The sequence below is a fragment of the Brevibacterium sp. 2SA genome, assembly GCF_005502845.1.
Taxonomy (GTDB): domain Bacteria; phylum Actinomycetota; class Actinomycetes; order Actinomycetales; family Brevibacteriaceae; genus Brevibacterium.
In genome coordinates, this window is record NZ_SCMW01000006.1 from 33,100 (window position 1) to 58,546 (window position 25,447).

Sequence of the window (25,447 nt, forward strand, 5' to 3'; positions counted from 1 at the left end):
ATGAGCTGGACCATCGACACCGTGACCTTCGACTCCCACCTCGTCATGGGCACGGGTGGGGCGAGCACCCTGCGCATCCTCGAGGACGCCCTGACCGCCTCGGCGACAGAGCTGACGACGGTCGCGATCCGCCGCTTCGACGCCGAAGCCAGGGATTCGGTGTTCGCGCTCCTCGAACGGCTGGGCATCCGCTCACTGCCGAACACGGCCGGCTGCTACACGGCCCGCGATGCCGTACTCACCGCTCAGCTCGCCCGCGAGGCGCTCGAGACGAACTGGGTCAAACTCGAGGTCATCGCCGACGAGGACACCCTGCTGCCCGACCCTGTCGAACTCTTCCGCGCCACCGAGGAGCTCGTCCTCGACGGCTTCACGGTCTTCGCTTACACGAACGACGATCCGGCACTGGCGAAGCGGCTCGAGGACGCCGGGGCCGCCGCGGTCATGCCCGCCGGCGCTCCGATCGGTTCGGGCCTGGGCATCCTCAACCCGCACAACATCGAGACGATCGTCTCCCGCGCCCAGGTGCCCGTCATCCTCGACGCGGGCATCGGCACCGCCTCGGATGCCGCCCTGGCCATGGAGCTCGGGTGCACCGCGGTGCTGCTCGCCTCCGCCGTCACTCGTGCGCACGACGCCCCGGCGATGGCGCAGGCGATGCGGCTCGCCGTCGACGCCGGTCGTCTGGCGGCCGGGGCGGGACGGATCCCCAAACGACCGCTTGCACTGGCCTCGTCCCCCGACGACGGACGGGTCACCGCGGAGACCGCCCGCACGACCTCGGTCGAGAACCTGGTGATGGGGCCGTGAGACCGCTCGTCGACCCCGGACCCGAGCTCACCCCCGCGGAGATCGCCCGCTACTCTCGGCATCTCAGCCTGCCCGATGTCGGGGTGACCGGTCAGCGCCGCCTGCGCACGGCGAAAGTCCTCGTCATCGGCGCCGGCGGTCTCGGTGCCCCGGTCCTCCAGTACCTCGGAGCGGCTGGGATCGGGCAGCTGACCGTCATCGACGACGACGTCGTCGACGTCTCGAACCTGCAGCGCCAGATCCTTCATCGGGATGCCGATGTCGGCCGTCCCAAGGTCGAGTCCGCACGTGACGCCCTGCTCCGGCTCGATCCCGCTCTCACCGTCGAGACCATCGCCGAGCGGCTGAGCCCGGACAATGCCCTCGAACTCTTCGCCGGCCACGACCTCGTCATCGACGGGGCGGACAACTTCGCGACCCGCTACCTGTCCAACGACGTCGCCGAACTCACCGGCACACCGCTCGTGTGGGGAACGATCTTCCGATTCGAGGGACAGGTGAGCACGTTCTTCCCCGGTCACGGTCCGATGCTGCGTGACCTCTTCCCCGACATCCCCGATGCCGATTCCGTGCCGAGCTGTGCCGAGGGCGGGGTGCTCGGGGTGCTCTGCGGTCTCGTCGGGTCGGTCATGGCCGCTGAGGCGATCAAGCTCATCTGCGGTATCGGCGATCCCCTGCTCGGCCGCCTGCTGCGGGTCGATGCGCTGAGCACGACGTTGACGACGCTGCGCTTCTCGCCCGACCCGGACCGGCCCGCTGTCACCGATCTCACCGAGGTGGCCCTCGCCTGTGCGGCACCGGCGGTGGGATCCCCGGCTATGGTCGGGGTTGCAGAGGTCACGGTCGACGATGTCCGCGCACTCACGCCGTCGCCGGTGATCGTCGATGTTCGGGAGGCGTGGGAGCGGGAGCTCGAGGCGATCCCCGGCAGCGTGCACGTCCCGCTTGCCGACGTCGTCGACCGCGGTTGGCAGTCCCTCGCCGAGGCGGTCGGCCCTGCCACCGACATCGTCGTCCACTGCAAGTCGGGGGTGCGGTCGGCTCGCGCCATCTCGGCAATGAGCAGCGAGGTGCCGCCGGACGTCCGCATTCGGTCATTGGCCGGAGGCATCGAGGCGTGGGCTGCGGCGGGGTCTACGCCAGTGCGCTGAGGCGGCGGCGGAGTCCGTCCTCGCCTGCTCGCATGACGAAGCCGTGCATGCCGGCGGAGACCGGTCTGAGGACCCGGACCGATCGCCGGCGCGTCGTCACGCACCAGGTCGAAGAGATCGCGGTGAGCGGCCCGGTGCGCGCGAGGGTCCAGACGCCGACGCCGCGCAGATCGCCGTCGGCGACGAGGCGCACCTGCCGCGCAGGAGTGAGACCCTCGATGGACAGCGTGATGTCGAACGCGACGCCGAGGGGGCTGCGCACGGTGATCCCCGCGCGGCTGCCGGGGTGCACACCGGAGTCGTCTGTGGTGGCCACGGCGATGCCCGGCCACCACTGCGGCCAGGCCTCGACGTCGGTGAGGACCGACCACACCGCTGCGAGGGGATCGGCCACCCGCCACACCGACTCGAAGTGGAAGGGCGCGGACTCACCGGGGCGGGGCCGGGTGTGCTCGTGGCTCATGGCGGGCCTCCGTTCGACGCGTCGTCCTTCGACGGTAGTCTGGGTGGCGTGCCAGCCGAAAATCGCCGACCCCGCAGACCATCGCCGCTCGGCGGGCGGAAGCCGACGAAGGACGACCTCGCGCAGTTCGCCACCGACGATCCCGACGCCATCGATGATGTTCTCCCGGCCGCGCCGGGAGAACTCTCTCTGCTCATCGTCGGCATCAATCCGGGACTGTGGACGGCGGCGGTCAATGCGCCCTTCGCACGTCCGGGCAATCGCTTCTGGCCCTCGCTCCATCGGGGCGGGCTGACCGATCACCTCGTCGATGCCTCTCTCGGTCTCTCCGCCGAGGACGAGGAGCATCTGCTCTCCCGGGGCATCGGAATCACCAACCTCGTCGGACGGGCCACTGCCCGGGCCGACGAGCTGACGAACGAGGAGCTGCGCGCCGGCGGTGCCCGGCTCGTCGAGCGCTTGGCCGAGATTCGTCCGGCAGCCGTGGCGATCGCCGGGATCACCTCGTTCCGGATCGCGTTCTCCCAGCCGAAGGCGACGCTCGGCGTCCAGGACACCTCGCTCATTCCCGGCTGGCCGGAGGACGTCGCTCTGCGCGTCGTGCCGCAGCCGAGCGGGTTGAACGCGCATTACAACATCGCAGCGCTCGCCGACATCTGGCGGGAGACGTGGACTGCCATCGAGCAGTGATGCTGCCCGGCTGACGACAGGGCCGCGGGATCAGGGTGAGTCAGGTGCCGGGCTCATGGCCGGTCCGGAACGGTGCGCGCCGTTCCCTCACCGAAGTGCTCCCGGCAGCGGGCGACATAGGAGTCGAGGCCGCCGACGTGACTGGCGTCGATGTCGGTGGCGGCGCCGGTTGGCTGCGCGGCTATGCGCTCATGGAACACGGCGTCACGGCCGCAGATCGTGCAGACTGCCGTGAGCTTCGTGACGTCCTCAGCGAGCGCCATGAAGGTCGGCAGCGGTTCGAACGGAGCGCCGTCGAAGGTCACGCAGAGGCCTTCGACGATGACCGTGGCACCCGTGGCCAGAAGGTCGTCGACGACCGGGACGAGGTCGGGACCGAAGAACTGAGCTTCGTCGATGGCGATGAGGTCGAAGTCCTCCGTCGCGGCGACCGCTGCGAGGTCGGTGACGTTGCCGACGGGGATCGCGGGAATGTTGACCCCGATGTGCGAGGTGACGGCCGAGAGTTCGGCGCGGGTGTCGAGGGAATGGCTGATGACGAGCGCGTTGACACCCGCGATGCGGGCGCGCCGAACACGGCGCATGAGCTCTTCGGATTTGCCGGAGAACATCGGACCGGTGATGACTTCGAGGCGGCCGACCGGAGGCGCAGCGTTGGCGTGCATGGGATCAGCCTAGCCCGAGGCGGTGACACACAGGGGTCGGACCGGTCGCGAGATCACCTCAGTTGTCGACGGTGACCTTCTTCGTGTCCACGTCGACGGTCACCTCGGTGTCCGTGCTGCCGTCCTCGTAGTCGAACTGATACTCGATACGACCGTCGTCGGATTCGAGCTTCCAGCTCGTCAGCCGCCCTGTGCCCTGCCCGGCGGCGAGGCCGAGCGCCTCGTCGAAGGTCATCGGGGCGCTGAGGTCGATGGCCTGCTCGGAGTCGTCGGTGGTGTCCTCGTCGCGGCTGACGACGTCGCCGGAGTCCGCATCGACCGTGACGTCGTAGTCCGTCGTGCCGGAGAGGATCTTCACCTCGTACTGCCACGCGTCGTCACGGCGGTCGTGGTCGAGTTCGATGGCGTGGACGGTGCCGTCGCCGACCTCGGTCTGCGCTGCGGTGATCGCGTCCTCGGGCGTCACCTGCGGCTGGGCCCTGCTCAGGTCGGCGTCGGCCGACAGCCCGGACTGACCAGTCTGGCCGGACTGACCAGTCTGGCCAGCTTGATCGGACTGGTCAGATTGCCCGGTCTGGCCGGCTTGTTCGCTCTCCTCAGCCGATGCGGAGCCGACCGCTCCGGCCTGCGTCGGCTGGCTCGACGCGGCGTCTGGGCTCTGGGATTCGGCATTCCCGCCGGCGCACCCGGTCAAGGAGAGGCTGAAGGCGAGCGTGACGACAGCGGCGAGGTAGGTCGGCTTCGCAGTCTTCATACCAATCACGGTAGCAACGCGGCCGAGAGCCCGTCAGGAATCTAAGAGAACTATCATCGGATCGGTCCGGGCCGACAAGTCGACCGCGGCAACGTGGTCGATCCGGGCAGCCTGGCCGGTCCAGGCAGCCGGTTCAGTCGAGGCAGAACTCGTTGCCCTCGGGATCGGCCATGACGATGAAACCGGCCTCCATCGGCGGTTTCGGTTCGAACCGCTGCAACCGCGTGGCCCCGAGGGCGACCAGTCGATTGCATTCGGCTTCGAGGGCGTCCATCCGATCGGCGCCCTGCAGTCCTGGAGCGGCACGGACATCGAGGTGGATGCGGTTCTTCACCGTCTTGTCCTCGGGGACTGTCTGGAAGAACACCCGCGGGCCGCGCCCGGCCGGGTCTTCGATCGCGGCACGCATGTCCTCCGGTCTCATCTCGACGCCGAGCCCCTCGAGGAACTCCCTCCATGCATCGAACGGATCCTGCCCGTCGGACAGCGAGGTCCCGGGTGGACCGGGGATGACGTAGCCGAGGACCTCTGCCCAGAACCTCGCGAGGAGGATCGGGTCATGACAGTCAACGGTGATCTGCACGGAACGGCTCATGATGTCTCCTCATTGAGATTCTGGCGCGTGTTGAGAGTCGGTGATTCTGACTGTAGCCGAACCCACGGACACGGCCGCGCCGGCTCGTCCCCCGCATGACGCGTGCGTGACGATGACGTGCCGTCGAATCCGGCGCCCACGCTCCGAAGCGTCGCACTGCACAATCGGCGCCGCCTCCGAGCGACCTGGTCGGCAGCGCCGCATGTCCGCAGCCCGCAGCGACCACCGGCTGACCTCCACGCGGGCTGAGTCTTCCTGTGAGTCCGCCGCCGTGACCGGTCTCGGATGGCGCGCGCACCGCGGCCCCGCGTAAAATCACAACGGCCCTTTTCCCACCCATCCTCCGGAGGACTGCTTGACCACGCAGGAACACGACCTCATCATGCACATCGGACACGACGAGATCGTCATCCGCCAGCGCTACCAGATGATCAGCATCGCCAACGATGTCCTCATCGGCCTGTGGTTCCTCATCGGCAGCTTCATGTTCTTCTCCGATTCCCTCATGTTCGCCGGCACCTGCCTCTTCGTCCTCGGGAGCATCGAGATGCTCATCCGCCCGGTCATCCGCTTCACCCGCCACATCCACCTCCAGAAGTTCCGCACCCCGGGCACGCTGACGACCGATTCGTCCTACGACTACTGAGCACGCCCCACAGGTCACGCACCCCTGAATGGCTATACCGGCCGCGCTCAGACGTCGACGCCCGCCGCGACGAGGCGACCCCCGTCGAGCGTGACGATCCGGTCGGCGGCCGAACGCGCCCACCGTCGGTCATGGGTAACCGCGATGACGGCTCCGCCTCGCCCGCAGAAGTCCGCGATGACTGCGCTCAGCCGTGCCATCGCCGCCGCGTCCCTGCCCTGTGTGGGTTCGTCGAGCAGGAGGACCGCCGGTTCCGTGATGAGCGCTGAGGCGATGACGATGTCCTTCCGCCGCGCAGTCCCGAGGTCGAAGGGATGGGTCTCGGCCGCCTCGGTGAGTCCCACCAATGCCATCGCCGAGGCGACCGCCGCGGTCCGCTCTGCGACGACGGCCTCACGCTCACGCCGCCGATGCCGGGGCAGGGGCGCGGCTCGCCGCAGCTCGTTCGCCACCGTCGCTGCCGAGAGCTGAGTGCCCGGGTCCTGACCGACCCACCCGAGATGCGCGGCTCGCCGACAGGCGGGCATGCCCGGCAGGGAGATGTCCTCGCCGAGGCGGCGCACGCTCATTGCGCCCGTCACCGTGGCCCTGCGGTCGAGGAGGCCGAGGAGCGCCCGCAGCAGCGTCGACTTCCCGGCGCCGTTCGCCCCGGTGAGCGCGACGAGCTCACCCGGATGCAGTCGCAGGTCGACGCCGTCGAGGACCACCGCCTCACCCCGTTCCACCCGCAGGCCGTCGATCGTGAGCACGGGCGCACCGGATGCGCGTGGGTGAGGGGCCTGCTGTCCTGCGTCAGGTTCGGCGGGCACCCGCTCAGCGGATTCGGAGGCGAGGGCGACTGCGTCTCGGGACCGGCCGGGTGCACGCCCCGGCACCGATGTCCACACTCCGTGCCCCGCGATCGCAGCGTCTCCGAGGGAGGACGGTTCCACGGCGGCGCTCAGTATGCCCGAGGAGAGGAAGCTGACGGCATCGCAGGCCTCGGCGACGTCGTCGAACTGATGACCGGTGAGGAGGACCGCACCCCCGGAGTCCGTGTGGGCGCGCAGCCCGGCGATGAGACTGCGGCGCATCCGCGGGTCGAGTGAGAGCGCGGGCTCGTCGAGGACGAGGAGCACGGGGTCGAGGGCGAGCAGACCGGCAAGCGCGACGAGCTGCCGCTGTCCACCGGACAGCGTGTCGAGGCGTCGGTCCCACAGACCGCCGAGACCGAAAGCATTGAGCGCAGCCGTGGCCTCCGCCCGGGAACGCTCCCCGGCCACGCCGTGGAGTCGGCTCGGCAGCTGCACCTCGTCGCCGACGATGCTCGTCATCCCCGACAGCTGCGCCTCGGGATCGTCACCGAGCATGACGGCGCTGTCGGTGACGACCGCGTGGCCGGTCACGGTCGCCTGCTCGCTGAGCAGTCCGACGGTGAGCCGGGCCAGTGTCGAGATCCCCGCCTCTTGCGGACCGAGCACCGCGTGCATCCGTCCGGGATCGAGTCGCAGGCGGATGTCGGAGAGCACCGGCGCCTGCGACGTCCGGTACGTGACGTCGACCCCGGCGAGGTCGAGCACGGCGCTCATTCCCGACCTCCGAGGAGCGTGTCGGCGCTGGGCAGGGGCAGGAGGCCTGCCACCGAGGCGACGACGAGGATGAGCGTGAGAACGGGGCCGCCTCGGCGGATGAGGGACTGCGCCCGACCATCGCGGTGATCCTGCAGGGCGACTGCGTGGTCGGAGCGGGCGAAGCCGCGCTGGTCGAGGACCTCATGGCGTTGGTCGACCCCGACGAGCAGGGAGGTGAAGAGGCCTGCGACGATGCGCGGGAGAAGCCGGATCCGCGTTCCCCAACGGTGCGTCGGCCATCCGCGGGCGGCGAGGGCGTCGAGGACTTCGGTGGTACGTCGGCGCACATCCGGGAGGAGGCTGAGCGCGGAGGCGCAGATGTAGGCCACTGTTGCGGGCAGGTGGAGGGCGATGAGACCGTCGAAGAGCCGCGCGGAGTCGTTGCCGAGCCCGAACAGCGCGCCGAGGGCGATGAGCGCGGTGACCCGCAGCCAAATCTGGGCGGCGATCGCGAGTCCTTCGACGGTGACGCGAACGGCCCCGGACTGCCAGAGCACGGTCACTGCTGTCCCGGGGTAGAAGAGTCCCTGCACGAGTCCGACGACGATGAGCAGCGGCAGGCTCAGCGCCGCCACTGTCAGCGCCCACCGGGCCAGAGAGACCCTCCTCGTCGTCACCGCGGCGATGAGCGTGCCGAGGATGACGGCGGCGGGGACGAACGGCGACGGAATCCCGAACACGAGGAAGAGGGCGCAGGCCATGACGATGAGGTCGGTGGCCGGATGCCAGCGGGTTCGGGATTCCGGGATCGCTGTCGCCATTCAGCTCAGACGCGCGGCGCGCGCCTGCGGGGGACGGCTGTGCTCGGTGAACGGGTACCTGTCGAGGATCCGGCGAGGCAGGGTGCGGAGCACGAGGTAGGCGAGGCCGAAGATCAGCGCCTTGTCGATGATGTCGGAGACGATGCTCTGGGCGAGAGTCGCCGCGAGCATCTCCTGTCCGGCCGCTTGGAGGACCGCGACGATGCCGCCGGTCCCGGCCCCGAGTCCGCCGCCGAAGACGTAGGCGGCCACCGGGGCGCCGAGGGCTGCGGCGGGGATTCCCGCGAGCGCTCCGGTGAGGACCGCGAACCAGGGGGTGCGGAAGGCGCCGAGGCGGGCGGCCCATCCGGCGGCGGCGCCGATGAAGGCCGCGCCGGTGGTGAAGGCGATGACGCTGGGGTTGAGGGTCACTCCCCAGATGAGGTTCGAGATAATGCCGGTGAACGCTCCGGCTGCCGGTCCGGCGAGAACGCCGATCATCACGGTGCCGATGGAGTCGAGGTAGAGCGGGATCGGGGTGAGCGTGCCGACGACCTGGCCGATGACGATGTTGAGGGCGATGGCCACGGGGATGAGCGCGATGATGCTGCGCGGAATGAGCGGCAGGGTGCCGGCCGCGAGGAGGATGCCGCCGGCGAGGTACCCGACCATGACCCACAGGGTCGTGTGGCCGAGGTCGGTGCCGAGGTTGGCGGGCTGGGTGAGGAGGACGACGAGGTAGGTCGCGAGGATGACGGCGGTACCGAGGACGGTGAGGGTGAGAGTGATGGGGGTTTGTCCGGGACCAGTCGGTGCGGCTGGCCCCTGCCCAGACAGGGTGCGGGTGGTCGTGTCTCTAACCATGGTGTGGTCCCTTCTTCAGTGTGGCGCCGAGGTGGTCGAGGAAGAGGTCGGCATCGATCGAGCGGATGATCTCTGCGTTGGGTTCTCTCCCCCACCGCCCCAGCCAGTCGGCGACGGTTTCGCCTCGTGTGAGTGTACCGGTGAGTTCGACGTCGACCGGTGCTGTGGCGCTTCGCGCCCAGGGCAGGGTGCTCTCCGGCCGGTCGGGTTCTCGGGCCCACGCGAGGGCGCAGGCGACGACGAAGGGGTCGTGGATGTGGGCGAGGTAGCCGAGTCCGTCCCATTCGTGGAACTCGAAGTAGAAGCGCAGGGCCTCGCCGAGTTCCCGGAGCACCGCGTGCCACCGGTCGTCCTCATCGCCTGAGAGGATGGCCGCCCAGCGTTCGGGGGTCATCGCCACGGCTTCGGTGGCTTCGATCGGGGCGATGACGGGCAGAGCGATGTCGGGGAGCTCGCGACGGGCCCGGTCGAATGCCGCGAGGACGGCGGCGGTCGATTCGGGGTCGAAGGTGACGTTCCATTCCGTCGTCGGGTGCGTGTTGCCGCGGTAGTTGAAGGCCCCGCCCATGATGAAGAGACGGCGGAGCAGGAGAGGCAGCCGGGGTTCGATCTCCAGGGCGAGCGCGAGGTTCGTCGACGGCCCGATGACGATGCCGATGAGCTCACCGGGGTGCGCGCGGGCGGCGTCGACCCATGCCTGTGCCGCCGAGGTGGGGCTGAGCGGCACCGTCGGTTCCGGCAGGGCCGCGTACCCGGCACCGGTCTGACCGTGGGTGAGGTCCGCGTACTCGATGTCGGCGGTCTCAGGCTCTCCCGCAGTCGGTCCGGGTGGCGTCTGCGCGCCCGCTGACTCCTGGCGAACCAGCGGCAGGGCATGGCCCGGGTGGACGGGGATGTCGTCGTGTCCGGCGAGCGTGAGCCACCCCAGCGTGTTCTCGACGACCTGCGCGGTGGGGACGTTCCCGCCCGAGGCGGCGATGCCGACGACGTCGATGTCGTCCTGGCAGAGGAGGTAGGCGAGCGCGATCGCGTCGTCGATGCCCGGGTCGCAGTCGAGGAAGAGCGGCAGAGTCATACGGTCATTCTGCCGGATCTGCCCACCCGGAGAGCTGTCAGAAGGGACTGGGGCCGCTGGAGTAGTCCGGCGGCATCATCCTCCACTGGTCCGCCCACCGCGAACGTCGTCTCCCCCGCTGCCAATTGCCGCACGCCTGTGTCGAGCCGCGGCGGACGTACTGACAGCAGAGATAGATCGCTGCCGGTGTCGGGGCGTCGACTCGTTCGCGCCCGAACGGGTAGTCGTCCTCCGCGAAACCGAAGATGTCGGTGTATCCGACGGGACCGTCCATGCCGGGGAATCCGACTCCGTCGTCGTACCCGGCGGTGTCGACGTATTCGCGCCGGTCCGACCAGTCGAACCGATCGACGGTTCGGCCCGTCTTCAGGTGGCCGTATCCGATGCCGCGTCCGTCCCCTCTCGGGTCAGCGAACACTCCGATGTCGGTCAGCTCTTCGGCATCCAACCTGCCGCCGATGGTCGAAGCGAAGATGCCCCGAGCCAACAGCGGCCGTGGTGCGAAGGTGAAGACTTCGCGGAACAATTGGCAGTCGCAGTGCTCTGCTCCCATTCCTCGCAGTCGCGGGATCAGTGCGGTGGCCCTCGGCGCCGTCTGCTCCCGGAAGCGCTCGGCGAAGCGATGAGTGTCGTCGCACCCGAACTCGGCGAGTTGTCGGTGGACGAAGCAGACGACGCATTCTCCCGGCAGGGGGTTGAGCCGAGACTCTGAATCGTCGTCGTAGTGTTGCCTGATCTCTGGGTTCTCCGTGATGTTGTCCATGACCTCACGGTGCCATCCGGCACTGACATGAGAGAGACTCAGGTCACAGAGAGTTTCGAGTCGCGTCCGATTCTCCTTCCCCGGTGTGCGATTGTCCGAGCCATCCACATCGGGTCGCATCCCGGGCTGCGCACCGAGAACGGCTCCCGCGCGATCAGACGATTCAGCGTCGCCGACCACGGCCGATCCATAGACTGGACAGATGACCACTCTCGTCATCGGTGAGGCCCTCATCGACATCGTCGCGACTCCCGACGCACCCGACAGGTACGCCCCTGGAGGCGCGCCGGCCAATGTCGCACTCGGCCTCGGTCGCCTCGGTGACGAGGTTGCCCTGCTCACGGACCTCGGAAATGACTTCCACGGCGGATTCGTCCTCTCGCACCTGCGGGCCTCGAACGTCACCGTCCATGCAGCCCCTCAGGGTGCGACCTCGACGGCGCGCGCGACTCTCTCCGCCGACGGGTCGGCTGAATACGACTTCCACCTGCGCTGGAATCCCGATCCGACACCGGTCAAAGATGAGCGCTGGGAGGCCATCCACATCGGGTCGATCGCGGCATTCCTGTCACCCGGGGCAGCGACGATCGACGACCTGCTCGACGACCACCGCGCGTCGACGCGACTGGTGACGTTCGACCCGAACATCCGACCGACGATCATCGGCGGGCACGCGGCGGCGTTGGCCCGCTTCGAAGAACTCGCCGCACGCGTCGACGTCCTCAAGCTCAGCGATGTCGATGCCGATTGGCTCTACCCCGACCTCGCCGAAGAAGCACAGGTCGATCGCCTGCTCGGCCTTGGTCCGGACCTGGTGGCGATGACTCGCGGGGGTGAGGGCGCAATCCTGGCGACTGCCTCGGCGCGGGTGAGGGTGGCTTCGGCTCGGGTCGACGTCGCGGATACGATCGGGGCCGGGGACACGTTCATGGTCTCCCTCATCCACGATCTGCATGCCGCGACGTCGGCGGTGTCCGACCTCGGCATTGCGGAGCTGACGTCATTGGGCGACAGGGCATCGGCTCTGGCCGGGATCACCGTCGGCCGTATCGGCGCCGACCTTCCGTGGGCTGCGGATCTCACGAACTGAGGAATGCGCCGAGCTGTCGCAGGCAGATGTCGTGGCCGTTGCGGTGACCGTCGATCATCCCCTGACCGACGAAGGAAACGACCTGGTCGACGAGCTCGACTCTGGTGCCCGTCGAGGTGGCCGTCAGGGTCCAGGTGATGATGGCGGTCGAGAGGATCTCATCGTCTTTGGTAAGCGTCTCAGTGGTCACGATGTGACGCTCCGGCATGACAGCGCAGTACTGCCCAGTCGATGCGAACTCCAGTGCTCCAGGCGCCCCACAACGGGCGCGGATCGATCCACCGGGGCGGAATTCGTCGATGTCGCAGACCATCTCCTCCCCTTCGGGGACTCCCCACTGCACGCGCTGATCTGTATCGGCGAAGGCGGTCCACACTGCAGAGACCGGGTGTGCGATATCAGCACCGAGGCTGATCGTCGCGGTCACAGGTGCGCCCTGATCGTCTGCGAACTCACTCACCGAAGAACACCACCTGGTCTCCGTCCGGATCGGTGATCGGGAGAAAGCGGCACCCGACCCCAGGGGACGGCGAGTCCTGCTCGCTGCCGACGCTGATGCCGGCCATGAGTCCGCTCACCATGATCGCTCCTTCGGGATCAGTATTCGGATCAAGGCGATTGCATTTTGCAACTGCTTTTTCCATGGAACCACACCTCGAAGGATCAGACAACAGAATCGTCCAAGCGACCGCAGCACGGCAATCCGCCGATCATCGGCGCCGGCCGCAACCAGGTTCGACGACCGACTCAGCTTCCGGCGATCTCCGCTTCGAAGGCAGCCTGCAGCCGTTCCGAAGCGCGCGGTGAATCCGGATCGGGGCGCGGAACACCGAGGTGGGTCTCGCGCAGTTCGTCGATGAGCCCGTCCACGAGATCCGGCGATTCGGCGAGGAGGCGGGAGCGCACGGTGAGTTCGCGCGAGGTCTGTCGGTAGGTCATCCCCCAGGTTCCGAGTGCAACCATGACGGGCAGGGTCTGGATCCCCGCCTCGGTGAGGGAGTAGGTCACCTTCTGACCGCGGACCGCCTCCGCCTTGGTCAGGAGCCCTTCGTCCACCAGTTTCTTCAGTCGGCTCGCGAGGATGTTCGAGGCGATGCCCTCGTTGTTCTGCGTGAGCAGCTCCCGGAAGCGGCGGCGACCGCCGAAGACGATGTCGCGGAGGATGATGAGGCTCCACGAATCGCCGAGCACCTCGACGGCGGCATTGATCGCACATCCTGACCGCGGTTGCCCAGCCACGCGCCCTCCCTCAGGTGGTTGTGTTCTGCAAGTGCATCATCCTACGCTGGGGTCCATTGTCGCCGACAATCGACCGGCTCCGGAGGACAACGATGTTCCGCACGCGCATTCACAATCTCTTCGTCTCCCTCGACGGCTTCGCCGCGGGCGACCACGTCACCTTTGATGAGCCCATCGGCGACGCCGCGGCGCTCTTCTCCCGCTTCGACGGTCGCGTCATCATGGGCGTCGATCGCGCTGATGCCCCGATCACCGTCGACCGTGCGCTCTTCAGCATGTGGGGGCAGGGCATCGGCGCTGAGATCATGGGCCGCAAGAAGTTCGGCCCCCAGACCGGGCCGTGGCCCGATGACGGCTGGCAGGGGTGGTGGGATGATGCGCCGCCGTTCGGGACTCCGTGCTTCATCCTCACCCACCATCCTCGGCCGCCCATCGAGTTCGCCAACGGCACCGTCTTCCACTTCATCGACGCCGACCCCGCCACGGCCCTGGAGACGGCGAGGGCCGCCGCGGGCGGACTCGATGTCCGGCTCGGCGGCGGCCCGTCGACGATCAGACAGTTCCTCGACGCCGACCTCGTCGACTTCATGCACACGATCACCGTGCCGATCGTCCTCGGCACCGGGGTGCGACTGTGGGACGATCCCGGCGTCATCGACGAGCGCTTCGCACTCGAATCGGTGAGCACGCCCAGCGGACTGACTCACCGGCTGTGGAATCGGCTCAGCTGAGAGCCTCGGCGAGCGGGGTCGCACCGTCGTAGAAGTTCACGGTCTCTCGCACGTCGGCGTCATTGGCGATGACGTAGGTGATGACATCGGCGACGAGTTCGCGGGAGGTTACCCGCACCTCGTCTGCCGGGCGTTCACCATCGAGATCGCCGGCCGCATCGGCGATGAGGACCTTGCCGCTGGAGGGCTCGAGGGTCAGACCGCCGGGTCCGAGAATCGTGTAGTCGAGGTCGCTGGCGCGCAGGTAGGCGTCCGCCCCGGCCTTGGCCTCGACGTAGGGGTAGAACGAGCTCTCGGGGTCGACGCGGTCGCGGTCGACGCTCGCACTGGCAAAGGAGACCATGACGAAGCGCTTGACTCCGGCCTGTTCGGCGGCATCGATCGCGCGCTTGGCGGCCTCGAGGTCGACGGCCTTGGTCCGCTCGGGGCTGCCACCGCCGGCCCCCGCGGAGAAGACGATCGCCGCGGCGCCGGCGAACACCTCGGCGAGGGCATCGGTGTCCGCGGTTTCGATGTCGAGGACGACCGGATGCGCCCCGGCGGCTTCGACGTCACCGGCCTGGTCGGGGTTGCGGATGACCGAGTCGACGGCGAAGCCGGCGGCCGTGAGCTTCGGGGCCGCCAGCAGGGCGACCTTCCCGTGTCCGCCGAGGATGACGACGCGACCTGAGTCCGACATGTGGTTGCTCCTTCGTTGACGATAGGTGGTGCCCACAACAGCCGCGACCGGCGCTCATTTATTCCGCCGAGGCGGCCCGGCGTTTGGTGCCGATCGCGTGCGATCGCTGTCATCCCGGGGAAGGGACGGGCTGAAGAATTCTGTGCGCGGCGGCTCTCAAACCGGCCCTGCCGGAGCACAATGGGAGGCATGACGATCACTGAGCTCTTCGCCGATGTCGCCAAGCGTCCCCTCGAGACGATCGCGAACCTGCCGACACTCACCCCCGAGGAGCTCAACGCTCACCCGGGGTCCCATCCCAATTCCGTCGCGTGGCTGCTGTGGCACATCGGACGCGAGGTCGATGTCCAGCTCGCCGGCCTCACCGGGGAGGACCAGGTGTGGGAGCGGTTCCGCGACCGCTTCGACCTCGGTCCGATCGGCGACACCATCGGCTACGGGCACACCCCCGAGCAGGCCTCGGAGATCGTCGTCAACGATCAGGGGCTCCTCGTCGACTACGCCACCGCTGCACTCAGCGCCCTCATCGACTACGCGAACCGGCTGAGCGCGGAGGACTTCGACGTCGTCATCGATGAGAACTGGACTCCCCCGGTGACTCGCGGCGTCCGCCTCGTCTCGATCGTCGACGATGCCGCCCAGCACGCCGGGCAGGCGGCCTATGCCGCCGGAGTGCCCCGCTGACCTCGGCTGATCCCGCTACGCCATGCCGAAGAACGTCGGGATCGCGATCGGGCCGGCGCCGAAGACTGCGATCACCGCGGCGAGGGTGAGGAGGAAGAGGTCGTACTCCCACCCGTTGTCGGCGGCCCAGTACTTGCTGTGCCACCGGAAGTTCTGCATCGAGATCGTGATGAGCATGAGCACGACGACGCCGATGCCGGCCAATTGGGCGAGCACACCGGTGGCGAAGGACAGGGCGGCGGCGAACTCCGCGATCGGCACGAACCAGGCCAGCGGCAGCGGGAGGCCGTCGTTCTTCGCGAAGCGGCGCACGTCCTTGAGCTTGAGCAGTGATTCGTGGAAGAACGTGAAGGCGAGCAGACCGCGCACCAGGAACAGGACGACGGCGATGACGAGCGGCGGCGCGGTGAACACGACGGACCCCCTTGGGCGCGGACGGCTGACCCGAGGCAGTCTACGCGCCGATCACACTGCCTGCGCCTCGATGATGAAGAGCGGTTCGGTTCCGACGAATGCTCGACGTGACCAGGAACCCCACACCTCGGTGACGGCGAACCCGGCTGCCGTCAGTTGTGTTGCCAGCGTTTCCCTGCTGCGGAATACGAAGGTCTCGTCCTCGACGAGGACCTCATCGGTGTCGACGAAACGATTCGAGAACCGGACGTGGATGCGACCTTCGCCGAGGTCGTCGACTTCGGCCCATTCCTCCAGCGGCCCGTGTCCGGTCATCCGCGTCGTCGCCTCGGGCTGCGACCACGTCTCCCACGCGCGAGCGCTCGGATTGCGGCTCTCGAAGGCCAGGACTCCATTTGTGCGCAGTGCAGCGCGGACGTCGAGGAGAGTGCCCTGCCAGTCGGGGTCGCTGATGTGCTGGGCGACGTTTCCCGACATGATGACGAGGTCGAAGCGCTCGGCCGGGACCGCAGTCGAATCGCCGTTGATCCATTCGACGCGCTGTCCTTCCTCTCGACTCGCCGCGAAGGCGATCATCGCGGCCGACGGATCGATTCCGACGACTCGGCGTCCGTCCACGGCGAGCGAGCGCGTGAGCAGTCCCGTCCCGCAGCCGAGGTCGAGGATCCGTCGGGCACCCATTCGGTGAGCGAGCGCACGGAAGTACTCATGGTCAACACCGCCGGGATTGTCGCTGTCATAGAGCTCGACGATCCACGGATGGTAGTCACCCACCGTTGCCCGCCCAAACAATCTCCGCTGTGCCGCCAACATCGGTGACTGTCGCCTGAACATAGCCGAGCAGCGGACGCAGCTCAATCCGAGCCATGGTCCCACTCCCTCCTCAGCAGCCCGTAGACCCAGGAATCGGAGACCACACCGGCCACGATGCAGTCCTCGCGCAGGGTCCCCTCCCGGCGAAAGCCGAGCTTCTCGAGCACGCGGGCCGAACCGATGTTGCGCGTGTCGGCTTCGGCCTGCACACGATTGAGGTCGAGGGCGTCGAACGCCCATGCCAGCAGAGCCCCGGCCGCCTCGGTCGCGTAACCGCGTCCCCAGACCTCCTCGGCGAAGCAAAATCCCAGGGATCCGCTCCGGAAATCGGGGTTCCAGCTGTTGAACGTGACCCAGCCGATGAACGCGGCGTCTGCGCTCCGTTCGACGGCCACCCGTGCGCCGGTCCCGTTCTCCGCCATGCTCCGGCAGCCGTCCATGAAGCGCGCGATCATCGTCCGGTCGGTCCACGGCGGTGAATCCCAGTACTCGAGCACCCGCGCATTCGACTGCAGCGCATAGAGCGCCTCGGCGTCGGCCTCCGCGAACGGCCGCAGGCGAAGACGGTCCGTGGTGAGCGTCGGGGTCGGGAGCATCGGTGTCGGCGGTGACATGGGCTCATCGTGTCACATCCGCTGGGCTCACAGCCGATTCTCGGCCCACCGGCGGCGTTGGTCTCTTGTGCGCACACGGACCATGAACTAGGTTGAAGCCGTACCGAGCAGCAAGATGCCTTGCACATCTGCTGCCAGCCGGGGACAACCTCGGCGACGCTCTGCGGAAGGAATCCCATGGCTGACTCAGCACAGGACCGCCAGCCCACCCCGGACCCGGCGGAGAACAACGCCTACTTCCCGTCGCCGTACTCGCTGTCGCAGTACACGGCGCCGACGACCGATTTCGACGGCCTCGGCACCGACGAGACGTACACGGGCGGCAAGTGGAAGGTGCTCGTCATCGCCACCGACGAGCGCTACATGCTCATGCAGAACGAGACGTTCTTCTCCACCGGCAACCACCCCGTCGAAACGCTCCTGCCGATGTACCACATCGCCCAGGCCGGCTACGCAATCGACATCGCGACCCTCGACGGGGAACCGGGCAAGTTCGAATGGTGGGCCTACCCGAAGGACGACGAAGCCGTCACCGCGGAGTGGGAGGCGACGAAGGAAGCGTTCAAGGCGCCGAAGAAGCTCACCGAGGTGCTCGAACAGGGTCTCGACGACTACGCGGCGATCTTCATTCCCGGCGGTCACGGTGCGATGAACGGCATTCCCTTCAGCGCTGTCCTCGGCGAGACCCTCGACTACTTCCTCGACAACGACCGTCTCATCATCACCCTCTGCCACGGCCCGGCCGCACTGCTGGCCTCCGGTGTCGGCCGCGATGAGAACCCGTTCGCCGGATACCGGATCGTCGCGTTCCCGGACACCCTCGATGAGGGCGCGAACATCGAGATCGGCTACCTGCCGGGCAAGATGCCGTGGGCGCTCGGGAAGGCGCTGACGAAGGCGGGCATCGAGATCGCCAACGAGGACATGACGGGAGCGACGACGCGCGACCGCAACCTCCTCACCGGCGACAGTCCGCTTGCGGCGAACCAGCTCGGGAAGGACTCCGCGAAGGCGCTGCTCGAACAGTTCGGGAACTGACACCGGTCTGGGTCTGCCATCAGGCCCCGGGCACTCAGCCCCGGGCCATTGTCATATGGAGCAGCGGATACGGCAGACCGGCGGCGTCGACGGGGCTGCGTCCGGTGACAGTGAACCCGCGGCGCAGGTAGAACCCGTACGCCTGCTCATTCTGCTCGTTGACGTCGACGGCCGTCACGTCCTCGGCGGCGATGAGATGGTCGAGAAGCTTCGTCCCGACTCCCTCGCCTCGGTGGTCGGCGTCGATGAAGAGCATCTCGAGGCTGCCATCGGCGGTGCCGGCGAAGCCGACGGCGACACCGCCGCATTCGGCGACGGTGAGACGGACATTCGGGAAATAGTCCGAGGCCAGCCGCTCCTCGATGGCGTCACGGTGGTCAGCGGCGAGGAAATCGTGCGTCGCGAGCACCGACGAACGCCAGATGCCGACGAGCCGCGGATAGTCGTCGGCGCCTCGTGCCGGGCGGATGTGCAGGGAGCGGGCCATGTCGACAAGCGTAGTCGACCGCTGGCCCTCACCCGCGCGCTGCCTCCGACCGGCCCACCCCGGGGACGGTGCTGAGACCGAGTCCGGCGAGCACGATGACGAGGATGATGCTCAACCCGATCATCGCCGTCGTCGACGGCAGGATCGTGACCGCCAGGCCCAGACCGACGACGGGGACGATGAGACCGAGGTAGGCGACGAGCAAGAGACCGGCCAGGGCCGCTCCGCGACGGTCCGCCGAGGTGGTCGCGAGGATCGTGCCGACCGCGCCCTTGAAGAGGAAGCCGGCCCCGGCACCGGCGACCGCTCCCCCGACGAGGAAGAGCACGAGGCTCGCCGAGACCGAGCCGGCGACGAGGAATCCGAACCCGATGATCTCGGCGAGCACGCCGACCCTCAATCGCACCAGCGGTGTCATCCGCTGGGTTGCGGTCTGGGCGAGCGCGGCGGCGGCGAAGACGACGAACGTCACCGCACCGGCGATGAGTCTGCTGGGTTCGTGGAGCGCCTCGGCGAGGAATTCCGGAGTCACCGAGGTGAAGACACCGAAGACGGAGAACGCGGCGAGCGCCGCGACTCCCGCCTGCCAGAATCCTGACCCCGATCCAGCGCCGCCAGGAAGCTGGGGGCGGTAGCTCGGCCGCGACGGCAGCACGTCGACGGTCTCGGGGGCGAGGCAGACCGCGGCGATCGACGCGAGGAGAAGGACGAGGAAGACGAGGTAGGGCACGACGAGGGGACCCGTGACGTACTGGGCGAGGAAGCCGGCGACGAGCGGGCCGAGACCGAGACCGCCGATGTTCGCAGCGATCGAGACGACCTCAGAGCGGGCCGAGGTGGCTGCGCGCGGACGGTGACGGCTGTGGAGTTCGTGCAGGTGCGCCGTCGCCGTGGCGGTGAGCATGCCGACGCCGAGTCCCGAGATCAACCGGGCGGCGATGAGTCCGGGGAGGTCGGGCCAGAGCAGGAAGATGATCGCCGAGGCGGCCTCGAGGGCGAGCGCGGGGATGATGATGCGCTTGCGTCCCACCCAGTCGGAGATGTGGCCGACGAGGATGAGGCTGATGACGACGCCGACGGCGTAGACCGAGAAGACGATCGTGACGACGAACGTCGAGAAGCCGTCGCGTTCGGCGTAGAGCGGGTAGAGCGGGGTCGGCAGCGTCGAGTAGGCCATGCCGATGAGGAAGGCGGCGGCGACGAGCCAGAACCCGACGCCGTGTCGGGTGCTCACTGCTCTGCGGTCGCGGTTGAGTGTCGTCGTCATTCGGGTTCCTGCCTCTCGGTGCTCGGAGCGTCCTGTCCACCGGACGCCGTTTCCACTGTGCTCCCACCCAGCCATCGTGTCCAACGAATAATTCGGATTGGAGAAATCGCCTTATGCGATAATTGGTGGATGGACCTTCGTCAGCTCGAGTACTTCGTCGCCGTTGCGAACGCCCAGAGCTTCACCCGTGCCGCCGAGTCCCTCCACGTCTCGCAGTCAACGGTGTCGGCCGGAGTCAAGGCCCTCGAGCGCGAAGTGGGCGTGTCGCTCATCATCAGGACGACGCGGCAGTTCCACCTCTCCCCTGCCGGGACGGAGATGCTCATGCGGGGACAGAGCCTGCTCGCCGATGAGCAGGCGGCCCTGGCAGCGGTGCGGCGCGCGGACGGGGTGGTCAGCGGTCGGCTTCGCCTCGGTGCGCCGACCTTCGAACCGCCGTTCGACCTGCCGGACCTGCTTGCCCGCTTCCGGCAGCGCTACCCCGCCGTCGAACTGCAGCTCATCTCCTCACCGACCGGATCGGTGGGCATGCGCCAGGATGTCATCGACAACCAGCTCGACGCGGCGTTCTCCTCGGATCCCACGCCGCATCCGGCGCTGTCGGTGCGCGAGATCGCGCGCACACCGGTCGTCCTCGTCGTCGCAGATGACCATGAGCTCGCCACGCAGTCGACCGTGACCTTGGCCGACATCGCTGAGGATCCGTTCATCGATTTCCCTGCCGGCTTCGGACTCCGCGCGATCGCCGACGATGCCTTCCGCGCGGTGGGCCTGCGCAGATCGGTCATGGTCGAATCCTCGACAGCGGCGATGATCCTCGCGTTCGTCCGCAACGGGCTCGGCATCGCCCTGCTTCCCGAATCGGCTGTCAGACAGGCCCCGGGCGTCGTCACCCTGGGGTTGCGCGACGCAGCACTCCACTGGAGCATCTCACTCATCTGTCACCAGCGCCGCTGGCAGCCGCCCGCGCTCACCGCCCTCGTCGAGCTTCTCGACGACGCCGAGGCAGAGGACGCCGGCGACGGCGACAGCGGCAAAGCCGCTGGCCACGGGGATCCGAGCAGAGCCGGACGCCGCTGACGTGATCGAACAGTCACCTTGTCAGGTGGAGACGCCTCGGCGACGGGCATAGACTGGCCGCGCGCTCCGGCACAGGAGCGATCCCCATCGGCTGACCGACGGGTCTCATCCACGGCTCGCCACGTCGGCTCGGGAAGCCGCACGCAGGAAGGACAGACCCCATGACGACCCAGTACGCATTCTCCAGCCCCTCGCACTACGTCCAGGGGAAGAACGTCATCGCCGACCTCGCCGAGCATCTCGCACCCCTCGGCTCCACTCCGCTGCTCATCGCCGACGACACCGTGTGGGGTCTTGTCGAAGCACCGATCGAGAAGAGCTTCAAGGACGCGGGCATCGACGTCGTCCGCGAGTCGTTCAGCGGCTTCGCCACACCCGAGACGATCGACGGCCTGGTCGACCGCATCCGGTCGGGCGGTCACGATGTCGTCGTCGGCCTCGGCGGAGGTTCGGCGATCGATTCGGCCAAGGCCGCCGGGCACAAGGCCGGTATCAAGTGGGCGTCGATTCCCACCGCAGCGTCCTCGGACGCCCCGACCTCGGGCCTGTCGGTCGTCTACACCGCTGACGGCGAATTCCTCGAGTACCGCTTCTTCCACAAGAACCCCGATCTCGTCCTCATCGACACCCAGCTCGTGGCGAACGCACCGGTGAACTTCCTCATCGCCGGCATCGGCGATGCGCTCGCGACCTGGATCGAAGCGCGGGCCACGGCACGCGGCACCGGCGAGACGATGTCCGGCGGCCGCCCGACCCAGGCCGGCACCGCGCTGGCGCATCTGAGCTGGGAAATCCTCCACGACAACGCAATGGCGGCGATCGACGCGGTCAACGCGAAGACCGTCACCCCGGCCCTCGAGGCCGTCGTCGAGGCGAACACCCTGCTGTCCGGTCTCGGCTTCGAGGCCGGTGGGCTGGCCGCTGCCCATGCGATCCACGACGGGCTGACCGCGGCTCCGCAGACGCATGGTCTCGCCCACGGGCAGAAGGTCAACGTCGGTACTCTCGCCCAGCTGATCATGGAAGGCGCCGATGCCGAGGAGATCGAGGACTTCATCGAGTTCACGACCCTCGTCGGTCTGCCCAACACCCTCACCGAGGTGGGGCTGAGTCCCGATGACACGAAGGAGCTTGAAGCGGTGGCGAAGGCAGCGACCGTGCCCGAGGAGACGATCCACAACATGCCGTTCCCGGTGACCCCGGAGATGGTCGTCGACGCCCTCCGCGCGGTCGAATCCGTCTCGCGCCGAGTGCGGGCTGAGCGCGGCCTGCCCGAGCCGAAGAAGTACGAGGCGAAGGGGCACTGAGGTATCGCCTCCCGCCTGCACTGATCGGACTCCTCGCCTGATCGACGTGATGCGAACCTCGGCGCTGTGACCTCGGGGTTCGTATACGTCGATGGGTTCGTGTGAGACTGAGCGTCGTGGTTCCAGGCACCGTCAACGAGCTCTCCGCGCATGATCGGATGATCCTCGACTTCGAGCGGTCACCGTCATCGGCGGATACCCGCGTGATCCTGTGCCGTCGCATCGAACTGGCCGTCGAGAGATACCCTGCGGTGCTCGACGGACTCGCTGACACCGACGCGGCGTTCAGCTACGCCCCGGATGTCGTCACGCGCATCCGCCGACTGCGCTCAGAGCGCTTCGCCTTCGAGCGGCGAAAGGGCCGCTGGCGTTCGTTCATGCCGTAGGGCGATCGTGGATGGCGCTGGGCGATCAGCCGAAGGTCTTGCGAAGTGTGGCCACCGAGATGTGCGGCCAACCGACGATGCCCTGGTCCGGCATGAGCAGGATGCGGAAGTTGAGGACGCACATCTGTGCGTATTGGATCTGCATGATCGTCGGCTGGTCCGGATGGGTGAGCCTCTCAACCCACATGGTCGCGTAGACGAGGGTGGTCTGCGCGTTCGGCCCTTTGTCTCCCGTCGGCACGCCCCCGAGCAGAAAGGGCGAGTTCGTCAGACCGCCCTCGGCGAGCTGCGGTTCGACGGTGACGTGCGGGCCATACGGGTCGTTCCGGTGTTTGCGGAAGCCGACCTTGGCCTGCGTCATCACGTTGATCGCGACTCCGTCGATCGAGTAACCGGCCTCGACTTTGTCATGAATATCGGCTTGGAGAAGGCGAATGGGATCGTTGACGACGTCCTGCATCGGCACGCCGAGGATGTGGTCGGGCAGCGGTGGCTCCGCAGGGTGCGTGTCATAGGGAGTGCGGGGGTTCTCCGGGCCTTCGGGGACGCTGAGGTCGAACTGCTGGAACGGTTTGAGGTGGTCGGTGCGTGAAGTTCCGGCCTCCGAACTGCCTGCCGCGTTCATGATCGCTTCCTCAGGCGGTGTCACGCCGGTGATCGGGGTGCTGTTGAACGAGAGGAAGTCCGAGTAGCCGTACGGCTGGTCGCCGATCGGAAGCACCGGTGGCACACCGGAGAACGGCACGACCGTTCCTTGGGCGATGAGGGTGTTGCCGTGCGGGATCGACGACATGCGGTAGACGATCTGCCCGTTCGAGGGGTTGCGCAGGGGCGGATATTCGGCCGGTGGTTGGATCATCCACATGCCGGGTTCGATGTGCAGCGCGCTGTGGGTGTCCTTGTCGCTGACCTTGTGCAGGTAGGTGAGGCCGTGGAGATCGACGCCGTCTCCGCCGCAGGCACGGTTGGGCACCGGTGAGCCGATCGGTGTGACGTCGTAGGTTTCCTCGGTCTGGTTGAGCTGGAGATAGAGATTCGCGTGCCCGGAGTAGTCGGGTCGGGAGATCAGGTTGAATCCGTGTCCGCGCCAAGAGCCCGCGAGTTCCTGCAGACCGCCCAGACACGAGAGCACATTGCTGTTGTCCGGGCTGAAGCGAACCGTTGACTCTGACATCGCGCACTCTCCTTCGAGGAATCCGGAAAACTCAGATCGAGCGGGCACGGCGTTCAGCCGCCGTCCGGGTCACCGCACTCTTCGACCCCGTTGCCTCATCTGAGGAAAGCCATCTTGCCACATCCGTGCATGGCCTGAACAGGTCTGCTCAGGAGCACTCGGGCACCGACCCGTGCTCTTCCCGGCGAGAGCCCATCGCCGGGAAGAGCACTGTGCAATGCTGTCAGCCAACCACCGAGCGAACGATCTCCGCGATTCGCTTCTCCGCGTCGGCATCCACGGTCTCGAAGTACCAGGCCGCAGGCATGAGCGAGCCGTCCTCACCACCTGCAGCTCGGAAGGGAGCCTTCTCGGTGAGCGCGAGGTTCAGCCGTTCGTCGTTGCGCAGGGTGATCAGTGCCGGAGTGCTCGCGGAGGCGGCGTAGGCGGGCATCCCGTACCAGATCCTGGGTTTGAGCTCCGGTGCGGTCGCCACGATGAGGTCGTGCACCTGCTGCATAGTCGAGCGTCTCGGCTCATCCATGGCTGCGATCTTGTCGATGACCTGCGTGAGGTTCTTCTCATCTTTCGATGACATGTCATGTCCTTTCATCGGCCGATGTCGAACATCGGCGGGCAGAAGTCGGCGCGTTGGAGCGCCGCACCCCATCCGGACTTGTCCTGAGGAACTCAAGTCTCTCCGCGATGATTCACGTGATCCTCACGTGGAAGTGCAGGAGGTGACGCTGAGCGCCACCGAGTTCAGTCTAAACGACACTCATCATCTGGTGCCCATTGGTCGCAGGACAGTCAGCGTCTGTCCGGGCAGGTCTCGCCGGCCTCGGCTCAGCAGACCCGGGCGCTTCCGGTCGGGCATCGCTCCGGTCAACGATGACCGTCATGTGCTTCGGGCGACCGATTCACGTCTCGGTTCACTCGGGGCGAAGTCGGGCTCGATGCCACAGCAGTCCTCCGGTGACGGTTGCCACGACAGCGAGAAGCACAGCCGTGATGGCAAGAACGATGTAGTACGTCTCAACCCAGGGTGCATACGGCTGCGAATCTGACCAGTCCAACCCCACGCGGACGACGAGGAGTGCGATCGCCCACCCCGAAATGGCGATGCCGACGGCGACGAGTCGGCGCACAAACCTCCCACGGTCGGATGTCATCGTCATTCGATCCCTTCGCAGTGATGGTTGGGCGGGCCGAACATCGGCTCCTCATCATCGCATTCATAGGCGTGCTTGAGGGATGTGCTGGTGCCGACGAATCCGCGCTCGTCCGCATGCGAACATGTTGCCCGATTACCACTGCAAAAGCCGGCAAAGTGTGAGTGTCAGAGCCTGCGTAGGACCACTCCGTCATACACGTTGGTTCGGGGCATCGTCGATTCTCTTCGGCATTGGGCAGTCTCGCCGTGCCATCGGCATGGCCCTCAGACTTGATGGTCTTCGAACTGAGATTCGTCGGATACCGAGGTACCCGAGTACGTCCGTTGCTGTTCTGTCGGCACAAGGTCCTCGTAGTAACCGAGCTGATTGCCCCACGGATCGGCGAAGTTGAGAAAGGCGACCACATCCGGCAACCGAGCGGGAACTGAATGCGCAATGCCGCACTCGTCCAAGAACGCCACAGC

General features: G+C 67.4%; 32 protein-coding genes. 11 read left to right on the forward strand and 21 right to left on the reverse strand.

The features are described 5' to 3' along the window. Together FFS20_RS04175 and moeB are read left to right on the forward strand one after the other, a co-directional pair. Positions 1-810 (forward strand): thiazole synthase, encoded by an 810-nt coding sequence (locus FFS20_RS04175; RefSeq protein WP_137824668.1) that lies wholly within the window; start codon positions 1-3, stop codon positions 808-810. Next, positions 807-1,961, forward strand: a complete 1,155-nt coding sequence (gene moeB, locus FFS20_RS04180; RefSeq protein WP_137824669.1) for a molybdopterin-synthase adenylyltransferase MoeB — start codon at positions 807-809, stop codon at positions 1,959-1,961. The genes FFS20_RS04175 and moeB overlap by 4 nt, the downstream gene beginning before the upstream one ends. Here moeB and FFS20_RS04185 read toward each other — a convergent pair. After that, positions 1,945-2,424: an SRPBCC family protein gene (locus FFS20_RS04185; RefSeq protein ID WP_137824670.1), complete on the reverse strand. Its 480-nt coding sequence runs from the start codon at positions 2,422-2,424 to the stop codon at positions 1,945-1,947. The genes moeB and FFS20_RS04185 overlap by 17 nt on opposite strands. Positions 2,425-2,472: 48 nt before the next feature. Between FFS20_RS04185 and FFS20_RS04190 the strand changes: the two genes are divergently transcribed. Next, positions 2,473-3,114 (forward strand): mismatch-specific DNA-glycosylase, encoded by a 642-nt coding sequence (locus FFS20_RS04190; RefSeq protein WP_137824671.1) that lies wholly within the window; start codon positions 2,473-2,475, stop codon positions 3,112-3,114. A 53-nt stretch (positions 3,115-3,167) separates the two neighbouring features. Here FFS20_RS04190 and FFS20_RS04195 read toward each other — a convergent pair whose 3' ends face one another. The 3 genes from FFS20_RS04195 to FFS20_RS04205 form a co-directional block, all read right to left on the reverse strand. Next, positions 3,168-3,779: a thymidine kinase gene (locus FFS20_RS04195; protein ID WP_137824672.1), complete on the reverse strand. Its 612-nt coding sequence runs from the start codon at positions 3,777-3,779 to the stop codon at positions 3,168-3,170. Between the two features lie 58 nt (positions 3,780-3,837). Continuing rightward, complete coding sequence (locus FFS20_RS04200; RefSeq protein WP_137824673.1) at positions 3,838-4,533, reverse strand: PepSY domain-containing protein; 696 nt, start codon at positions 4,531-4,533, stop codon at positions 3,838-3,840. Positions 4,534-4,666: 133 nt separating this feature from the next. Continuing rightward, positions 4,667-5,128, reverse strand: coding sequence for a VOC family protein (locus tag FFS20_RS04205; RefSeq protein WP_137824674.1), 462 nt, complete (start codon positions 5,126-5,128; stop codon positions 4,667-4,669). A 355-nt stretch (positions 5,129-5,483) separates the two neighbouring features. Here FFS20_RS04205 and FFS20_RS04210 point away from each other — a divergent pair, with 355 nt between their 5' ends. Continuing rightward, complete coding sequence (locus FFS20_RS04210) at positions 5,484-5,774, forward strand: YrhK family protein (RefSeq protein ID WP_212743284.1); 291 nt, start codon at positions 5,484-5,486, stop codon at positions 5,772-5,774. Between the two features lie 47 nt (positions 5,775-5,821). Here the strand turns inward: FFS20_RS04210 and FFS20_RS04215 are convergent, their stop codons facing one another. From FFS20_RS04215 to FFS20_RS04235, 5 genes are read right to left on the reverse strand one after another with little or no spacing between them, the layout of a single operon-like run. Further along, on the reverse strand, positions 5,822-7,342 hold the full coding sequence (locus FFS20_RS04215; protein WP_137824675.1) for an ABC transporter ATP-binding protein: 1,521 nt from the start codon (positions 7,340-7,342) through the stop codon (positions 5,822-5,824). Then, on the reverse strand, positions 7,339-8,145 hold the full coding sequence (locus FFS20_RS04220; RefSeq protein ID WP_137824676.1) for an energy-coupling factor transporter transmembrane component T: 807 nt from the start codon (positions 8,143-8,145) through the stop codon (positions 7,339-7,341). Before FFS20_RS04220 ends, FFS20_RS04215 begins: the two co-directional genes overlap by 4 nt. Next, entirely contained in the window at positions 8,146-8,988 is an 843-nt protein-coding gene (locus tag FFS20_RS04225; protein WP_137824677.1) for a histidine kinase, read from the reverse strand. It lies immediately after the preceding gene. Beyond that, the gene (locus FFS20_RS04230) at positions 8,981-10,063 is read right to left on the reverse strand and encodes a nucleoside hydrolase (RefSeq protein WP_137824678.1); all 1,083 of its coding nucleotides are present in this window, start codon (positions 10,061-10,063) and stop codon (positions 8,981-8,983) included. The genes FFS20_RS04225 and FFS20_RS04230 overlap by 8 nt, the downstream gene beginning before the upstream one ends. Before the next feature lie 37 nt (positions 10,064-10,100). Then, positions 10,101-10,826: a DUF2695 domain-containing protein gene (locus FFS20_RS04235; protein ID WP_171006977.1), complete on the reverse strand. Its 726-nt coding sequence runs from the start codon at positions 10,824-10,826 to the stop codon at positions 10,101-10,103. 202 nt (positions 10,827-11,028) lie between these two features. On the opposite strand from FFS20_RS04235, the gene FFS20_RS04240 reads away from it, so the two are divergent. After that, complete coding sequence (locus tag FFS20_RS04240; RefSeq protein ID WP_137824680.1) at positions 11,029-11,916, forward strand: carbohydrate kinase; 888 nt, start codon at positions 11,029-11,031, stop codon at positions 11,914-11,916. Here FFS20_RS04240 and FFS20_RS04245 read toward each other — a convergent pair. The 3 genes from FFS20_RS04245 to FFS20_RS04255 all read right to left on the reverse strand — a co-directional run bounded on the left by FFS20_RS04245 (position 11,906) and on the right by FFS20_RS04255 (position 13,155). Then, positions 11,906-12,376, reverse strand: a complete 471-nt coding sequence (locus FFS20_RS04245; protein WP_171006978.1) for an SRPBCC domain-containing protein — start codon at positions 12,374-12,376, stop codon at positions 11,906-11,908. The genes FFS20_RS04240 and FFS20_RS04245 overlap by 11 nt on opposite strands. Next, a complete protein-coding gene (locus FFS20_RS18060) occupies positions 12,369-12,560 on the reverse strand; it encodes a hypothetical protein (RefSeq protein ID WP_137824682.1) in 192 nt (63 codons plus the stop codon). Before FFS20_RS18060 ends, FFS20_RS04245 begins: the two co-directional genes overlap by 8 nt. Positions 12,561-12,663: 103 nt before the next feature. Then, entirely contained in the window at positions 12,664-13,155 is a 492-nt protein-coding gene (locus tag FFS20_RS04255; protein WP_137824683.1) for a helix-turn-helix domain-containing protein, read from the reverse strand. A gap of 92 nt (positions 13,156-13,247) precedes the next feature. Between FFS20_RS04255 and FFS20_RS04260 the strand changes: the two genes are divergently transcribed. Beyond that, positions 13,248-13,886: a dihydrofolate reductase family protein gene (locus tag FFS20_RS04260; protein WP_137824684.1), complete on the forward strand. Its 639-nt coding sequence runs from the start codon at positions 13,248-13,250 to the stop codon at positions 13,884-13,886. Here the strand turns inward: FFS20_RS04260 and FFS20_RS04265 are convergent. Then, positions 13,879-14,565 (reverse strand): SDR family oxidoreductase, encoded by a 687-nt coding sequence (locus FFS20_RS04265; protein WP_137824685.1) that lies wholly within the window; start codon positions 14,563-14,565, stop codon positions 13,879-13,881. The two genes, FFS20_RS04260 and FFS20_RS04265, sit on opposite strands and share 8 nt — an antisense overlap. 189 nt (positions 14,566-14,754) lie before the next feature. On the opposite strand from FFS20_RS04265, the gene FFS20_RS04270 reads away from it, so the two are divergent. Then, positions 14,755-15,249: a DinB family protein gene (locus FFS20_RS04270; RefSeq protein ID WP_137824686.1), complete on the forward strand. Its 495-nt coding sequence runs from the start codon at positions 14,755-14,757 to the stop codon at positions 15,247-15,249. A 15-nt stretch (positions 15,250-15,264) separates the two neighbouring features. On the opposite strand, the gene FFS20_RS04275 is transcribed toward FFS20_RS04270, so the two are convergent. The 3 genes from FFS20_RS04275 to FFS20_RS04285 form a co-directional block, all read right to left on the reverse strand. Then, a complete protein-coding gene (locus FFS20_RS04275; protein WP_137824687.1) occupies positions 15,265-15,663 on the reverse strand; it encodes a DoxX family membrane protein in 399 nt (132 codons plus the stop codon). Between the two features lie 51 nt (positions 15,664-15,714). Continuing rightward, entirely contained in the window at positions 15,715-16,437 is a 723-nt protein-coding gene (locus FFS20_RS04280; RefSeq protein ID WP_249356657.1) for a class I SAM-dependent methyltransferase, read from the reverse strand. Positions 16,438-16,517: 80 nt separating this feature from the next. Continuing rightward, the gene (locus FFS20_RS04285) at positions 16,518-17,090 is read right to left on the reverse strand and encodes a GNAT family N-acetyltransferase (protein WP_137824689.1); all 573 of its coding nucleotides are present in this window, start codon (positions 17,088-17,090) and stop codon (positions 16,518-16,520) included. 177 nt (positions 17,091-17,267) lie between these two features. Between FFS20_RS04285 and hchA the strand changes: the two genes are divergently transcribed. Beyond that, a complete protein-coding gene (hchA, locus tag FFS20_RS04290) occupies positions 17,268-18,128 on the forward strand; it encodes a glyoxalase III HchA (RefSeq protein ID WP_137824690.1) in 861 nt (286 codons plus the stop codon). Between the two features lie 34 nt (positions 18,129-18,162). On the opposite strand, the gene FFS20_RS04295 is transcribed toward hchA, so the two are convergent. Both FFS20_RS04295 and FFS20_RS04300 read right to left on the reverse strand, forming a co-directional pair. Continuing rightward, positions 18,163-18,615 (reverse strand): acetyltransferase, encoded by a 453-nt coding sequence (locus tag FFS20_RS04295; protein ID WP_137824691.1) that lies wholly within the window; start codon positions 18,613-18,615, stop codon positions 18,163-18,165. A gap of 28 nt (positions 18,616-18,643) precedes the next feature. Beyond that, positions 18,644-19,882: an MFS transporter gene (locus tag FFS20_RS04300; protein WP_137824692.1), complete on the reverse strand. Its 1,239-nt coding sequence runs from the start codon at positions 19,880-19,882 to the stop codon at positions 18,644-18,646. Positions 19,883-20,011: 129 nt separating this feature from the next. On the opposite strand from FFS20_RS04300, the gene FFS20_RS04305 reads away from it, so the two are divergent. The 3 genes from FFS20_RS04305 (at position 20,012) to FFS20_RS04315 (ending at position 22,655) form a co-directional block, all read left to right on the forward strand. Further along, positions 20,012-20,962, forward strand: a complete 951-nt coding sequence (locus tag FFS20_RS04305; protein WP_137824693.1) for a LysR family transcriptional regulator — start codon at positions 20,012-20,014, stop codon at positions 20,960-20,962. Between the two features lie 161 nt (positions 20,963-21,123). Then, positions 21,124-22,269: a glycerol dehydrogenase gene (locus FFS20_RS04310; protein ID WP_137824694.1), complete on the forward strand. Its 1,146-nt coding sequence runs from the start codon at positions 21,124-21,126 to the stop codon at positions 22,267-22,269. A gap of 116 nt (positions 22,270-22,385) precedes the next feature. Next, positions 22,386-22,655, forward strand: a complete 270-nt coding sequence (locus FFS20_RS04315; protein ID WP_137824695.1) for a DUF3263 domain-containing protein — start codon at positions 22,386-22,388, stop codon at positions 22,653-22,655. A gap of 25 nt (positions 22,656-22,680) precedes the next feature. On the opposite strand, the gene FFS20_RS04320 is transcribed toward FFS20_RS04315, so the two are convergent. The 3 genes from FFS20_RS04320 to FFS20_RS04330 form a co-directional block, all read right to left on the reverse strand. Continuing rightward, positions 22,681-23,829, reverse strand: a complete 1,149-nt coding sequence (locus tag FFS20_RS04320; RefSeq protein WP_137824696.1) for a heme-binding protein — start codon at positions 23,827-23,829, stop codon at positions 22,681-22,683. A 223-nt stretch (positions 23,830-24,052) separates the two neighbouring features. Further along, positions 24,053-24,406: a DUF1801 domain-containing protein gene (locus tag FFS20_RS04325; RefSeq protein ID WP_137824697.1), complete on the reverse strand. Its 354-nt coding sequence runs from the start codon at positions 24,404-24,406 to the stop codon at positions 24,053-24,055. 334 nt (positions 24,407-24,740) lie between these two features. Beyond that, positions 24,741-24,986 (reverse strand): hypothetical protein, encoded by a 246-nt coding sequence (locus FFS20_RS04330; protein WP_137824698.1) that lies wholly within the window; start codon positions 24,984-24,986, stop codon positions 24,741-24,743. Positions 24,987-25,447 lie beyond the last annotated feature (461 nt).

Bases quoted from the DNA above. Each gene is read 5' to 3' on its own strand.
- FFS20_RS04175 (WP_137824668.1), top strand. From the start codon at position 1: ATGAGCTGGACCATCGACACCGTGACCTTCGACTCCCACCTCGTCATG.
- FFS20_RS04240 (WP_137824680.1), top strand. From the start codon at position 11,029: ATGACCACTCTCGTCATCGGTGAGGCCCTCATCGACATCGTCGCGACT.
- FFS20_RS04265 (WP_137824685.1), bottom strand. From the start codon at position 14,565: ATGTCGGACTCAGGTCGCGTCGTCATCCTCGGCGGACACGGGAAGGTC.
- FFS20_RS04330 (WP_137824698.1), bottom strand. From the start codon at position 24,986: ATGACGATGACATCCGACCGTGGGAGGTTTGTGCGCCGACTCGTCGCC.
- FFS20_RS04195 (WP_137824672.1), bottom strand. From the start codon at position 3,779: ATGCACGCCAACGCTGCGCCTCCGGTCGGCCGCCTCGAAGTCATCACC.
- FFS20_RS04225 (WP_137824677.1), bottom strand. From the start codon at position 8,988: ATGGTTAGAGACACGACCACCCGCACCCTGTCTGGGCAGGGGCCAGCC.
- FFS20_RS04230 (WP_137824678.1), bottom strand. From the start codon at position 10,063: ATGACTCTGCCGCTCTTCCTCGACTGCGACCCGGGCATCGACGACGCG.
- FFS20_RS04260 (WP_137824684.1), top strand. From the start codon at position 13,248: ATGTTCCGCACGCGCATTCACAATCTCTTCGTCTCCCTCGACGGCTTC.
- FFS20_RS04310 (WP_137824694.1), top strand. From the start codon at position 21,124: ATGACGACCCAGTACGCATTCTCCAGCCCCTCGCACTACGTCCAGGGG.
- FFS20_RS04185 (WP_137824670.1), bottom strand. From the start codon at position 2,424: ATGAGCCACGAGCACACCCGGCCCCGCCCCGGTGAGTCCGCGCCCTTC.
- FFS20_RS04205 (WP_137824674.1), bottom strand. From the start codon at position 5,128: ATGAGCCGTTCCGTGCAGATCACCGTTGACTGTCATGACCCGATCCTC.
- FFS20_RS04285 (WP_137824689.1), bottom strand. From the start codon at position 17,090: ATGTCACCGCCGACACCGATGCTCCCGACCCCGACGCTCACCACGGAC.
- FFS20_RS04295 (WP_137824691.1), bottom strand. From the start codon at position 18,615: ATGGCCCGCTCCCTGCACATCCGCCCGGCACGAGGCGCCGACGACTAT.
- hchA (WP_137824690.1), top strand. From the start codon at position 17,268: ATGGCTGACTCAGCACAGGACCGCCAGCCCACCCCGGACCCGGCGGAG.
- FFS20_RS04300 (WP_137824692.1), bottom strand. From the start codon at position 19,882: ATGACGACGACACTCAACCGCGACCGCAGAGCAGTGAGCACCCGACAC.
- FFS20_RS04325 (WP_137824697.1), bottom strand. From the start codon at position 24,406: ATGTCATCGAAAGATGAGAAGAACCTCACGCAGGTCATCGACAAGATC.
- FFS20_RS04270 (WP_137824686.1), top strand. From the start codon at position 14,755: ATGACGATCACTGAGCTCTTCGCCGATGTCGCCAAGCGTCCCCTCGAG.
- FFS20_RS04235 (WP_171006977.1), bottom strand. From the start codon at position 10,826: ATGGACAACATCACGGAGAACCCAGAGATCAGGCAACACTACGACGAC.
- FFS20_RS04200 (WP_137824673.1), bottom strand. From the start codon at position 4,533: ATGAAGACTGCGAAGCCGACCTACCTCGCCGCTGTCGTCACGCTCGCC.
- FFS20_RS04215 (WP_137824675.1), bottom strand. From the start codon at position 7,342: ATGAGCGCCGTGCTCGACCTCGCCGGGGTCGACGTCACGTACCGGACG.
- FFS20_RS04305 (WP_137824693.1), top strand. From the start codon at position 20,012: ATGGACCTTCGTCAGCTCGAGTACTTCGTCGCCGTTGCGAACGCCCAG.
- FFS20_RS04320 (WP_137824696.1), bottom strand. From the start codon at position 23,829: ATGTCAGAGTCAACGGTTCGCTTCAGCCCGGACAACAGCAATGTGCTC.
- FFS20_RS18060 (WP_137824682.1), bottom strand. From the start codon at position 12,560: ATGGAAAAAGCAGTTGCAAAATGCAATCGCCTTGATCCGAATACTGAT.
- FFS20_RS04220 (WP_137824676.1), bottom strand. From the start codon at position 8,145: ATGGCGACAGCGATCCCGGAATCCCGAACCCGCTGGCATCCGGCCACC.